The organism is Sphingomonas desiccabilis (assembly GCF_004135605.1).
GTDB classification, from domain to species: Bacteria; Pseudomonadota; Alphaproteobacteria; order Sphingomonadales; family Sphingomonadaceae; genus Sphingomonas; species Sphingomonas desiccabilis.
This window is the reverse complement of the sequence record NZ_SDPT01000001.1, coordinates 540,690-552,836: the sequence shown is the minus strand read 5'-3', so window position 1 is coordinate 552,836 and position 12,147 is coordinate 540,690. Positions and strand designations below refer to the sequence as shown.

General features: G+C 66.4%; 10 protein-coding genes. 3 read left to right on the top strand and 7 right to left on the bottom strand.

Annotated elements, in window-relative coordinates:
• Positions 1-28: 28 nt before the first annotated feature.
• From EO081_RS02610 to EO081_RS02600, 3 genes are all read right to left on the bottom strand, one after another.
• On the bottom strand, positions 29-3,058 hold the full coding sequence (locus tag EO081_RS02610) for a TonB-dependent receptor plug domain-containing protein (protein ID WP_129340379.1): 3,030 nt from the start codon (positions 3,056-3,058) through the stop codon (positions 29-31).
• Between the two features lie 316 nt (positions 3,059-3,374).
• Complete coding sequence (gene ahcY / locus EO081_RS02605; protein ID WP_129340378.1) at positions 3,375-4,781, bottom strand: adenosylhomocysteinase; 1,407 nt, start codon at positions 4,779-4,781, stop codon at positions 3,375-3,377.
• A 139-nt stretch (positions 4,782-4,920) separates the two neighbouring features.
• Positions 4,921-5,481 (bottom strand): YqgE/AlgH family protein, encoded by a 561-nt coding sequence (locus EO081_RS02600; RefSeq protein ID WP_129340377.1) that lies wholly within the window; start codon positions 5,479-5,481, stop codon positions 4,921-4,923.
• A gap of 109 nt (positions 5,482-5,590) precedes the next feature.
• Here EO081_RS02600 and EO081_RS02595 point away from each other — a divergent pair, with 109 nt between their 5' ends.
• The 3 genes from EO081_RS02595 (at position 5,591) to EO081_RS02585 (ending at position 8,134) form a co-directional block, all read left to right on the top strand.
• Positions 5,591-6,073 (top strand): peroxiredoxin, encoded by a 483-nt coding sequence (locus tag EO081_RS02595; protein WP_129340376.1) that lies wholly within the window; start codon positions 5,591-5,593, stop codon positions 6,071-6,073.
• Positions 6,074-6,208: 135 nt separating this feature from the next.
• Positions 6,209-6,580, top strand: a complete 372-nt coding sequence (locus EO081_RS02590) for a hypothetical protein (RefSeq protein WP_129340375.1) — start codon at positions 6,209-6,211, stop codon at positions 6,578-6,580.
• Between the two features lie 117 nt (positions 6,581-6,697).
• Complete coding sequence (locus EO081_RS02585; protein WP_129340374.1) at positions 6,698-8,134, top strand: AMP nucleosidase; 1,437 nt, start codon at positions 6,698-6,700, stop codon at positions 8,132-8,134.
• Positions 8,135-8,331: 197 nt separating this feature from the next.
• On the opposite strand, the gene EO081_RS02580 is transcribed toward EO081_RS02585, so the two are convergent.
• From EO081_RS02580 to EO081_RS02565, 4 genes are read right to left on the bottom strand one after another with little or no spacing between them, the layout of a single operon-like run.
• Positions 8,332-9,063: an SIMPL domain-containing protein gene (locus EO081_RS02580; protein WP_165284455.1), complete on the bottom strand. Its 732-nt coding sequence runs from the start codon at positions 9,061-9,063 to the stop codon at positions 8,332-8,334.
• Complete coding sequence (locus EO081_RS02575) at positions 9,060-10,904, bottom strand: M2 family metallopeptidase (protein ID WP_129340372.1); 1,845 nt, start codon at positions 10,902-10,904, stop codon at positions 9,060-9,062. The genes EO081_RS02580 and EO081_RS02575 overlap by 4 nt, the downstream gene beginning before the upstream one ends.
• A 56-nt stretch (positions 10,905-10,960) precedes the next feature.
• Positions 10,961-11,722 carry an alpha/beta fold hydrolase gene (locus EO081_RS02570; RefSeq protein WP_129340371.1) on the bottom strand — a complete coding sequence of 254 codons (762 nt, stop codon included), beginning with the start codon at positions 11,720-11,722 and terminating at the stop codon, positions 10,961-10,963.
• On the bottom strand, positions 11,703-12,146 hold the full coding sequence (locus EO081_RS02565) for a GFA family protein (protein WP_129340370.1): 444 nt from the start codon (positions 12,144-12,146) through the stop codon (positions 11,703-11,705). Before EO081_RS02565 ends, EO081_RS02570 begins: the two co-directional genes overlap by 20 nt.
• Position 12,147 lies beyond the last annotated feature (1 nt).

The following is a 12,147-nucleotide window of genomic DNA, read 5'->3' as shown; positions in this document are numbered from 1 at the left end:
CCTGCACGTCATCCTGTGCGGATCGTCGTTACCGCGCGCCGAACTTCACGCGGGCGCCGGCAAAGATATACCTCCCGACGGAGGAGACCGGGTAGCTGCTCGTCGCAAGCTCGGGCTTCTGGCCGAACACGTTGTTCACACCACCGTAGAACTGGAACGAGTCCCCGACGTCGACGCTGCCGTAGATGTCGTGCTGCCACAGCTCCTTCAGATACAGATACTCGGGAGCCACGGTATCGGGGTTGCTCTGCGCCACCAGGTTCGTGACGCGCAGCGTCTTGTCGAACCAGGTCAGGCCGTAGTTGAGCGTCACCGGACCCATCGCCCAGGTGAGGTCCCCGTTGAACGTGTACTTCGGCGCGAACGCCTCACCGCGGCTGTTGGTCGCGTCTGCACCCGGCGTGCCGAAGTACTCCAACTTGTCCAGGTAGTTGGCGACTACCCGCAAGTTGAACCGGCCGAAGGATCCCGTGTCGAACTGATAGCTCGCGTTGATGTCGAGACCGGCAGTCTGGAACCGTGCCACGTTCTGCGGCAACACCGTGAACGAGGTGATGTTGCCGCGATCCGCCGTGCCCGTGTCCACGTCGGTCCGGGTGATGAGGTCGCAGAACTGGTTTTCGAGCGACGGCTGGTCGACGCACAACTGGGCCAGCTCCGTAGCGGTCACGGTATTGATCGCGCCCTTGAGCTTGATGTCGTACCAATCGGCACGGAGCGACAGGCCCGGGATGAAGCGCGGCTGGACGACGAGGCCTGCGGTCCAGGTCCGCGCCTTCTCCGCATCGAGGTCCGGGTTGCCACCGGAGAAGCCCGAGATGTTGCTGGAACGCGCGTCCACATAGCTTGCGGGATCCGCAACGCCCAACCCGCTCAACAACGCCTGGCAGTTCGCGGCGCGATACTGGGTGCCGTTCTGAATCTCGGCGCGATCACAGGGATCGGTGATGAAGGAGAAGGTCTGCGACAGGCCGCCGAACAGTTCACCGACGTTCGGCGCGCGGACCGCCTTGGAATAGGTCCCGTTGAACGTGATATCCCGCGCCGGCGCCCAGCTGGCGTTGGTCTTCCATGTGGTCGTCGAACCGATCGTCGAATAATCCGAGAAGCGGATTGCGGCGCCGAGTTCCAGGCGGTGGAAGAACGGCCGGTCGCGCAGCAGCGGCACGTTCAGCTCCGCAAAGGCTTCCTTGACGTCGAACTCGCCTTCTTCACGCCCCAGGGCGTTGGTGAAGGTAAGCCCCTGCGCCGCCAGCTCGTCCGGGACGAAGCGGCTCTCTTCCTTGCGATATTCGCCACCGAGCGCGAAGCCGATCGGGCCGCCCGGCAGTTCGAAATACTTGCCGAAGTCCCCCGCCAGGCTGGCAGTGACGACATGCTGGCGCAGTCGCGAGCGATCGCGGGTGTTCGCCCGCACGAAGTCCAAGGCGGCCTGGCTGGGCGCGCCGTCACCGAACAGGTTCAGCGGCACGCATTCGCCGCGCCCAAAGGTGACCGGCGCGCCGGTGTACCGGTCCGTATAGGGCTGGTTGGGCAGCCAGTTCGGGTCCAGATTTGCCCGGCAGGTGATCTGCCCGTCCGGCCCACGCACGGCATCGATCGCCGCCAGGAATCGGTCATCAAAGACGTCGTTCACATAGTCGGACGTGATGTTGCTCTGCCCGAAGGTGTACGACAGCTCGTAGTTGGTGTGCGGGCTCAGGTCCCCGCGCGCGCCGACGACCGTACGGATCGTCTCTCGCGTGATGCTCTCGCCGCGCTGTCCGATGTCGAAATTGTCACGAGTGACGAGCACGCCGTCGCCGCCAGCAAGGGGCGCCGGCAGGAAGGCGTTGTCGCCCTCCTGAAGCAGGTAGTAGTCGAAGGAGGGCTGACCCAGCGAGAACGCCTTGTTGTTGGCGTACTTGCCCTCAATGAACAGCTCGAGCGCCGGCGACACTTCGAACCGTGCGATGGCGTTCACCACGTGACGCTTGATGTCGGGCAGCAGGTCGTTCTGGTAATCGGCGACACGCGTGCCACTGCCGCCGGTCGAATAGCCAGGCTGCACAACGGTGCCGATGTCGAATGGCACCAACTGACCCCGACCATTGACCAGCAGGTCCGGCACGCCGTCGAAGTCGACGTCAATGGCGCCCTCACGCGCAGTATCATTGTACCGGATATCGGTCGTGGGGATGCGGTCCGGAATGCCGTTGCTCGCCCCGCCGGTGTAGCCGGGCTGGAACTCGGGATCTGCCGGGTTCCGATAGAAGCCGGTCAGGGCTGCGCCGCGCAGGTTCTTGCGGTCCCGCGACTCCAGGCGGCTTTCGTCTCCATATTCGTACGCCACTGCGATGTTGCCGCGACCATCGGCAAAATTCTTGCCGGCCGTCACGCTGAACAGACGCTTGCCGGCATCGCCGTATTCGGAAATGCCGGCCTGCGCCCGCGCGGTGATGCCTTCGAAGTTCTTCTTCAGGACGAAGTTGACGACACCCGAGACCGCATCGGCGCCGTAGATCGCCGACTCGCCCCCGGTCAGGATGTCGATCCGCTCCACCAGGTCGTTCGGGATGGTGTTGATGTCGATCGCCTGCGTACCGGGAACGGTCGCGACCTGCCGACGGCCGTCGATCAGCACGAGCGTGCGCTGCGTGCCGAGGTTGCGCAGGTTGAGCAGATTCAACCCCGTATAGCCGATGCCGGCACCCGACCCCGAGTTGTCTGCCGAGGTAGAGGAACCCTGCAGCGCCGGAAGCCCCGTGAGGAAGTCGGTGAGGTTGGTCGTGCCGGACTGCTGCAGCGTCGCAGCACCGATGGTGACCACCGGGCTCGGCGACTCGAAGTCCGGACGGCGAATGCGGCTGCCCGTTACGACGATGTCACCCGGGGCGTTGTCCGCACCGTCGGCACCGCGTGCCTCTGCCTGCGCCTCCGGAACGCTGGGGATCGGAAGATTGTCCGTCTGACCGCCAGGGGCGGCAGTCTGCGCGGCGGCGCCAACCGCCATGAACAAGCCCATCAGCATGGCGCCGTACGCAACCGTGGCACGAAGACTGGAGTGAGACTGACGCATGTGTATCCCCGATGAACGATGTACTTTCCTCGGGGACACGCCTTGTGGCGCGGTTTTTCAAGCCTTTCTGTTCACTAACGGGTTTGTTCCCGCCGATTGTTGCGGATTTGCCACGGCTGGACAGGCCTGGCTAACAGGACATGTCGCAAAAAAAGGGCGAGGTGCCTGGCACCCCGCCCCTCTATCAAGACACGCAAAGGCTCCTTCGCGTCATCCTGACGAACGTCAGGATCCATTGCCGCTACGCTCGATTCTCAGGCGGAGCGCGTCTGGATGCTGACTTTCGCCAGCATGACGAGGAAAGAACGGCTCCCGATCAGTAGCGATAATGGTCCGGCTTGAACGGGCCTTCGACCGGCACGCCGATGTAGTCGGCCTGCTTTTGGCTGAGCTTGGACAGCTTCACGCCCAGCTTCTCCAGGTGCAGCGCCGCGACCTTCTCGTCGAGGTGCTTGGGAAGCACATAGACCTCGTTCTTATACTCGTCCGACTTGGTCCACAGCTCGATCTGCGCCAGCACCTGGTTGGTGAAGGACGAGGACATCACGAACGACGGGTGGCCGGTCGCGCAGCCCAGGTTCACCAGGCGGCCCTTGGCGAGGACGATGATCTTCTTGCCGTCGGCGAACTCGACCTCGTCGACCTGCGGCTTGATCTCGGTCCACTTGAGGTTGTTGAGGCCCGCGATCTGGATCTCGCTGTCGAAGTGGCCGATGTTGCACACGATCGCCATGTTCTTCATCGCGCGCATGTGGTCGAGCGTGATGACGTCGGCGTTGCCGGTCGCGGTCACGAAGATGTCGGCGCGGGTCGCCGCATCTTCCATCGTCACGACCTCATAGCCTTCCATCGCCGCCTGCAGCGCGCAGATCGGGTCGACCTCGGTCACCAGCACGCGCGCGCCGCCGTTGCGCAGCGAAGCGGCCGAGCCCTTGCCCACATCGCCGAAGCCCGCGACGCACGCCACCTTGCCGGCGAGCATGACGTCGGTCGCGCGACGGATCGCGTCGACCAGCGACTCCTTGCAGCCATAGAGGTTGTCGAACTTCGACTTGGTAACCGAGTCGTTAACGTTGATCGCCGGGAACGGGAGCTTGCCCTGCTTGGCGAGCTCATAGAGGCGGTGGACGCCGGTGGTGGTCTCTTCCGACACGCCCTTGATCGCGGCGACCGTCTTGGTGAGGTAGCCCGGACGCTCCTTCAGGAAGCGGTTCAGCGTTGCGACGAAGATCTCTTCCTCTTCGTTGGTCGGCGTGAACAGCGTCTCGCCCGCCTCGACGCGCGCCCCCCACAGCGCGAACATCGTCGCGTCGCCGCCGTCGTCCAGGATCATGTTGCAGGTGGTGTCCTGACCCCAGTCGAAGATGCGGGTGACATAGTCCCAATACTCTTCCAGCGTCTCGCCCTTCACGGCGAACACCGGGATGCCGGACTCGGCGATCGCAGCGGCGGCGTGGTCCTGGGTCGAGAAGATGTTGCACGACGCCCAGCGCAGCTCGGCGCCGAGCTTCGCCAGCGTCTCGATCAGCACGGCGGTCTGGATCGTCATGTGCAGCGAGCCGGTGATGCGCGCGCCCTTCAGCGGCTGCGACGCGCCGAACTCCTCGACCAACGACATGAGGCCGGGCATTTCGGTCTCGGCGATCTCGATTTCCTTGCGGCCGAAAGCGGCAAGGCTGATGTCCTTGATGACATAATCCTGGGTGTCGAGCACGGTGGCCACGAAGTATCTCCTGTCGAACCGGTGCGCGCCCAAGATGGCGCGCGGCATGCCGCGCCAGTAGCCGAGCCCCCGCGCGGGCGCAATCAGCTATATAAAGAGTTCTTTATATGTCGCATCCGGAGCGGTGCCGAACCGGGGCTCAAGCGGTACCGGTCGCCGACACCAGCAGACGGGGGTCGATGCCGGCGGCGATGAAGCAACGCTCCCACCGCTCACTCGCCGGCACGTCGTACAGGAGTTCGGCGTCTGAGGGCGTGTTGAACCAGCCGTGGCGCGACAACTCGCCTTCCAGCTGCCCCGACTCCCAGCCGGCGAAGCCAAGCGCGACCAGGAACTGCTCCGGCCCCGTTCCTTCGGAAATCGCACGCAGCACGTCGATCGTGCCCGACAGCGACCAGCGGCCCGCGACGTCGATCGTGTCCTGCCCGCCCCAATCCTTGCTGTGGAGCACGAAGCCGCGGCGGGGCTCTACGGGGCCGCCGACATGGACCGGCAGGTCCGCCACCAGGTCCGTCCGCAACTCGAACTGGCGAAGCAGGTCGTGGAGCCCCAGCCCGTCCACGATTTCGCCGACGCCGACCCCCATGGCGCCCTTTTCATCATGGGCGCAGATCGCAATCACCGCATGTTCGAACCGCGGGTCGCCGATGCCGGGCATTGCCAACAGGAACTGACCGGCCAGAAACGCTGCTTTATCCATAGGTTGGAAACATAGCGCCGGGTCCGCCGTTCCGCCACCGCTTGAAAAGCCCCTCCGACCCACCCTAGCTACGCGCGCACCCGGCCGGGCGCGCAACAGGGAGAATTTCATGACCATCCAAGTGGGCGACCGCCTGCCCGACGCCACCTTCGCCAAGGCGACGCCCGACGGCCCCGAACAGGTCGACGCCGCCAGCTTCTTCCAGGGCCGCCGCGTCGCCCTGTTCTCGGTGCCCGGCGCCTTCACCCCCACCTGCTCCGCGCGACACCTGCCGGGCTTCGTCGAAAAGGCGGCCGAGATCCGCGCAAAGGGCGTCGACGAGATCGCCTGCACCGCCGTCAACGACGCCTTTGTGATGAGCGCCTGGGGCGACGCGAACGCGGTGGGCGACAAGGTCACGATGCTCGCCGACGGCAACGGCGCCTTCGCTCGCGCGGTGGGACTGGAATTCGACGGATCGAAGTTCGGCATGGGCACGCGTGCACAACGCTATGCCATGGTCGTCAACGACGGCGTGGTCGAAGCGCTGCATGTCGAGCAAGCCGGCGAATTCCGGGTAAGCTCGGCCGAGCACCTCTTGGAGACGCTGTAAGGCGGACACAACCTCGCCCACGCGTCGCACGGGAACGGCGGGGCCGCCGTTCCCGCACCGCTCCATCGGAACCGCCGCAGGGGCCACGAGTTGGTTTCTCGTTACGCGACCACATTGATCGATGGGAGGCACCCGATGAACGCAACGACGTCCAACGATACGAACGGCACCCCCGAGGCCGAGAAGACCAGCTTCGCCGACAAGGCGCACGTGCAGCTCGACAAGGGCAAGGAAGCCCTCGCGGATGCCGCCGGCCGCAGCAAGGAAGCGATCAGCGACGCGGCCCGGAGCACCACGGCCGCGGTCAAGAAGAAGCCCGGCACCACCGCCGCGATCGTCGCGGGCGCGGCAGCGGCCGTCGCGGGCGCAGCCTTTGGGGCGTCCAAGCTGCTCGACAAGAAGAAGGCGGGCGCGAAGACGAAGTCCGCCGGCAGCAGCAGCACTTCGAGCGGGAAGTCGGCATCCACCAAGAGCGGCAGCACCGCCAGCAAGTCCAACAGCAAGTAACCGCGGGCGGCGAAGCCGCCTCGCCTGCCGCCGGTGCTTGCCAGGGCACCGGCGGAGTTGCGTTTCACCGGTTCGCGCAGACTTGCGCACTGGCGCCGAACGCTTTAGCGGCAGAGGATGACGCAAGCTTCAGACATCGTCGATCGCCTGGATCGGCTCTACAATGCTTCCGTGGATCGGCTGCGGAGCGCCCTCGACACCTATCTTCGCGAACGGACCCCGCCGCCAAGCTCCTCGCGGCTGGACGGCTCCTTCGCCTATCCCGAGCTCCGGCTGAGCTATCGCGGCGGCGGCGACCTGCCGACGCCGATGCGCTCGTTCGCCCGCCTGAACGTCCCCGGCGAATACCGCATCACCGTGACCAAGCCGGCGATGTTTTCCGACTATCTCCAGGAGCAGCTGTCGCTGATCATGGAGAGCCACGACGTCGAGGTGAGCGTCGCGCAAAGCCGGCAGGAAATCCCCTTCGCCTATGTGCTCGATGCCGGCCACGCGCTGAGCCTGGACCAAGTCACCGCCGCCGAACTCGCGCGGCACTTCCCGGCGACCGAGCTTGCCCATATCGGCGACGAGATCGCCGACGGCCTGTGGATCCACGAGGACGGCAACCGCCCGCTGGCGCTCTTCGATGCGCTGCGCACCGACTTCTCGCTCGCGCGCCTGCGCCACTATACCGGAACCCCGCCCGAGCACATCCAGCGCTACGTGCTGTTCACCAACTACCACCGCTACGTCGACGAGTTCGTCCGCTGGGCGTGCTCGCAGCTGGGCGAGGGCAGCCGCTATACGGGCGTGTCGGGGGCCGGCGGGCTGATGATGACCGCGGGCGACGATGTCGACAAGCTGGTGACCGACAGCGCGTGGCGGCGCCACCAGATGCCGGCCTATCACCTGATGGCGCCGGACCGCAGCGGCATCACGCTGGTCAACATCGGCGTCGGCCCGTCCAACGCCAAGACGATCTGCGACCACCTGGCCGTGATGCGGCCGGAGGCGTGGCTGATGATCGGCCATTGCGGCGGTCTGCGCCCCAGCCAGCGGATCGGCGATTATGTGCTGGCGCATGCCTATCTGCGCGACGACCACATCCTCGACGACGTGCTGCCGCCCGAAATCCCGGTCCCGGCCATCGCCGAGGTCCAGCAGGCGCTCGCGCGCGCCGCGGAGACGGTGTCGGGCCAGTCGGGCGACGAGCTCAAGCGGCGGCTGCGCACCGGCACCATCGTCACCACCGACGATCGCAACTGGGAGCTGCAATTCTCCCGCTCGGCACTGCGCTTCTCGCTCAGCCGCGCGGTCGGCATCGACATGGAGTCGGCCACCATTGCGGCGCAGGGCTACCGCTTCCGCGTGCCCTATGGGACGCTCCTGTGCGTGTCGGACAAGCCGCTCCACGGCGAGCTCAAGCTGCCGGGCCAGGCCAACCGCTTCTACGAGCGCGCGATCAACGAGCACATGCGGATCGGCATCGAGACCTGCGAGGAACTGCGGCGCGAGGGCAATCGTCTCCACAGCCGCAAGCTGCGCGCGTTCAACGAACCGCCGTTCCGCTGACCAGCCTGCGGGCGACGGCAGGCGCCGTCGCCCGCGTCTGCGCCCCCCCCACAACTGGACCCTCGTCATCCTGACGAAAGTCAGGATTCCTTGCCGAAACGCGAGATGCGGCAGCGGAGCGCGCATCGATGCCGACGTTCGTCAGCATGACCAGCGTGGGCGGCTGTCGCGGTCCGTGCTTCGAGACAGAACGCCCCTCAGCGCGGCGCCAGCGCGAAATCGATCCAGATGCGGGTCGTGATCGCCTGCTCGCCCGGTGCCAGTACCGGCAGCAGCCCCGCGCGTTGCCGGGCGCCGGTGACGATGATCTCGCTCTCGCCGCCCGAGGAAGCGCGTTCGCTCACCCGGAGCACCCGCACCACGCGCATGTTGAGCGCCGCGGCATAATCCTCCGCCTGCTGCTGCGCCTTACGGATGGCATCGGCGCGGGAGGCGCGGACCAGCGGCGCGTCGTCCGCGAAGGCGAAGTCCGGGCCCTCGACTTCGGTGGCGCCCGCTTCGACCAGCGCGGCGACGGCTTTCTCTGCAACCGGCAGCGACAGCTTCTGCAGCGAGAAGCGGCTGTTCGCCCGGTAGCCGATCACCTCGCCAGCTTCGTCGCCGTCGCGATCCTGGCGGTAGCGGGGTCGTACCGACAGGTTGCTGGTGCGCAACGCCGCCGCCTCGACCCCGGCTGCGCGTGCGGCGGCGGCGAGCCGGGCGCTGGCGGCGGCATTCGCCTCCAGCGCTGCCGCCGGAGTGGCGCCCGGCGTATCGACGGCGACCGTGAAGCTCGCCCGGTCGGGCACGCCGCTACGCTCGCCAAGGCTCTGCACCTCCAGCAGGGTCTCGCCGGGCTGGAGCACCGCGGCAGGCCCTTGCGGCTGGGCGGCCGAGGGCTGGATGCCCGCCGCCGCCGAAAGTGCCAGTGCCAGGAGGCTCGGCCTCACCATCCCTTGGGCTTGCCCTTGTTCTGCTGGTCGAGCCACGTCTTCAACGGCGCGAAATACTCGACCAGCGCCTTGCCGCTCATCTCGCGGGTCCCGGTGAACGCCTGCAGCGCCTCCGGCCAGGGCTTGGAAGCCCCCATCTCGAGCATCTTGTTCAGCCGCGCGCCGACCTCCTTGTTGCCGTAGAAGGAGCAGCGGTGGAGCGGCCCCTTCCAGCCGGCCTGGTCGCATGCCGCCTTGTAGAACTGGAACTGGAGGATCCGGGCGAGGAAGTAGCGCGCGTACGGGGTGTTGCCTGGGATGTGGTACTTGCCGCCCGGATCGAAGCGGCTTTCGTCGCGCGCCACCGGCGGCACGATGCCCTGGTACTGGAGGCGAAGCGCGTCCCAGCCCTTCTGATACTGGCGGGTCGGGATCTCGCCGGAGAAGACGCCCCAGCGCCACTTGTCCATCAGCAGCCCGAACGGCAGGAACGCGACCTTGTCCATCGCCTGCCGGAGCAGGAGGCCGATGTCCTTCTCGGCGCCAGGCACCTGCGCAGGATCGAGCAGGTTGATGTTCACCAGATAGTCGGGGGTGATCGAAAGCGCGACGAAATCGCCGATGGCCTCGTGGAAGCCGTCGTTGGCGCCGTTCATGTAGAGGAACGGCTGCTGGTTGTAGGCGCGCTGGTAGTAGTTGTGCCCGAGCTCATGGTGGATCGTGACGAAGTCGTCCGAATTCACCTTGGTGCACATCTTGATGCGGATGTCGTCCTTGCTGTCGACGTCCCAGGCGGAGGCGTGGCAGATCACCTCGCGGTCGGCCGGCTTCACGATCTGCGAGCGCTGCCAGAAGGTCTCGGGCAAGGGCGCGAAGCCGAGCGAGGAATAGAAGCCCTCGCCTGCCTTCACCATCTTCACCGGGTCGTAGTTCTTCGCCTTCAGCAGATCGCCGATGTCGTAGCCGAGGTCACCCGTGCCGGCGGGGGCGACCACGTCATAGATGTTGCCCCATTCCTGCGCCCACATGTTGCCGAGCAGGTCGGCACGGATCGGCCCCGTCTTCGCCTGCACGGCGTCGCCGTACTTCTCGTTCAACTTCCAGCGGACATAGGTGTGGAGCGACAGATAGAGTGGCTCGACCTCCTTCCACAGCTTGTCGGCCATCTGCGCGAACTGCTCGGGCGGCATGTCGTAGCCCGAGCGCCACATCGCGCCGACGTCGGAGAAGCCGAGCTCCTTCGCGCCCTCGTTGGCGATGCCCACCATCTGGGCATAGTCCTTGCGCATCGGGGCGCCGACATTGTCGTGCCAGCTGACCCACATCTCCTTGAGTTCATTGGGGTCGCGGCTGCTGCCCATCGCCGCCTCGATGTCCGATCCGTTGATCGGCTGGCCAGCCTTGGTGCCCCGGCCCTTGCCGTAGGAGGATGCCATGCGGGTGCTGATGTCGGACAACTGCTGGGCCGCACCAGGCCGGGTCGGCGCAGGCAGCGTGAGGCCGTTCTTCAGGATGTCGAGCTTGCGGCGGGTGTCGTAGGACAGTCCCTTCACGCCGTCGAACTTCGCCGCCTCGAGCGCATAGCGCACGCCCATCTCGGTGCCGATCGCGCCGGACTTCGCGGCCAGCGCATCGGTGTCGTCGGTGATGTAGGTCGCGTTCACCCAGGCGATGCGCGAGGCGTCGAGCGAATAGTCGGCAAACTCCTTCTCGGCGCGCGCGACTAGCGCGTCGGCATCGGCGACCGTCGGAGCGGCGGTGCTAGCCGCCGGCGCGGAGGGTGCGGCTTGCGCGAAAGCCGGTGCGGCAGCGGCAAGCGAGAAGGCGACGGCAAGCGTCGAGGCAGCGGTACGAAACATGGAACCCCCGGGTACGGAACGAATGCGCGCAACCTGCGCGCCCGCCCCGCCCGCGGTCAAGCGCCCAGGAAGTCCGCGATCGCCTGCCCCAGTTCCGGCTTGGTCACCGCGCTCATGTGCCCGCCCGGCACCTCGCGCAGGGTCGCGTTCGGCAGCAGGTCGGCGAGCGCGGCATGGCTGCCGTTGTCGCTGTCCTCCTCGCCCGCGACCACCAGCGTCGGCTGCCGGATCGCGGCGATCTCCTCGCGGGACGTGTCCACGAAGGTGTCGAGGATGCCGAGCAGCGCGATCGGATCGCCCTTGGTCGTCTTCAGAAAGGCCTCGGCCAGCCACTCGGGCGTCCCGCGTTCGTGCTTGCCGAGATTGGTGAGGATGTTGCGGAAATGGTCGGCACGGCCGCTGGTGCCCGTCAGCCCCTCCAGCCCCATGCCCGCGACCACCAGCTTCTTGGGCGCCGCACCGCGCGCGACCATCCGCACCGCGGTGCGCCCGCCAAGCGAATAGCCGGCGAGATCATAGTCGCTAAGGCCCAGGTGCCGGACCAGCGCCTCGCCGTCCTGGGCCAGCGCGTCGGCGGGATAGGCGGCAGGATCATGCGGCCGGGCGCTCTGCCCATGCGCGCGCAGGTCCGGCATGATCACCCGATAGCCTCTGGCCGAGATCTTGGCGGCTTGACCGTAGCGGATCCAGTTGGTGTACGCGTCGCTGAAATAGCCGTGGATCAGCAGCAGCGGACGACCTTCGCCGCCCTCATGCCAAGCGATCTCGGTACCGTCGAAGCTTTCGAAGCGGTGCGTCTCAGTCGGGAAGTCTGCCAACGATTTTCATCCACCTGTCGCGCGTGTTCGGGTTCTCGTCGGCGCGATATTCGGGCAGCCCGCGCGTGTCGAGCCATTGCGGGTGCCAGCTTTCCACCCCGAAGTGATGGCGCGGCTGGAAACGGCCCGGCGCATCGAAGCTGCCGATGGTCAGGTCCATGTTCTCGCTGTCGGGGAATTCGAACGTCAGCGACGTGCCGCATTCGCGACAGAAGCCACGGCTGGCGATCGGGGAAGAGGCGTAGCGGTCTGGTTCCTGCTCCCACACCACCTCGGCCTTCTTCACGTTCTTGAACGCGATCGAGACACCGCCGGTCGCGCGCTGGCACATGCGGCAGTGACAGAGATAGGCATCGTCGTCGTGGATGGAGACCCGATAGCGCACCCGCCCGCACTGGCACCCGCCGGAAACCGTCTCGCGCATC

Excerpts from the sequence above, each read along its gene's own strand:
- EO081_RS02595 (WP_129340376.1), top strand. The coding sequence starts at position 5,591 with ATGACCATCCAAGTGGGCGACCGCCTGCCCGACGCCACCTTCGCCAAG.
- EO081_RS02600 (WP_129340377.1), bottom strand. The coding sequence starts at position 5,481 with ATGGATAAAGCAGCGTTTCTGGCCGGTCAGTTCCTGTTGGCAATGCCC.
- EO081_RS02590 (WP_129340375.1), top strand. The coding sequence starts at position 6,209 with ATGAACGCAACGACGTCCAACGATACGAACGGCACCCCCGAGGCCGAG.
- EO081_RS02610 (WP_129340379.1), bottom strand. The coding sequence starts at position 3,058 with ATGCGTCAGTCTCACTCCAGTCTTCGTGCCACGGTTGCGTACGGCGCC.
- EO081_RS02565 (WP_129340370.1), bottom strand. The coding sequence starts at position 12,146 with ATGCGCGAGACGGTTTCCGGCGGGTGCCAGTGCGGGCGGGTGCGCTAT.
- EO081_RS02575 (WP_129340372.1), bottom strand. The coding sequence starts at position 10,904 with ATGTTTCGTACCGCTGCCTCGACGCTTGCCGTCGCCTTCTCGCTTGCC.
- EO081_RS02585 (WP_129340374.1), top strand. The coding sequence starts at position 6,698 with ATGACGCAAGCTTCAGACATCGTCGATCGCCTGGATCGGCTCTACAAT.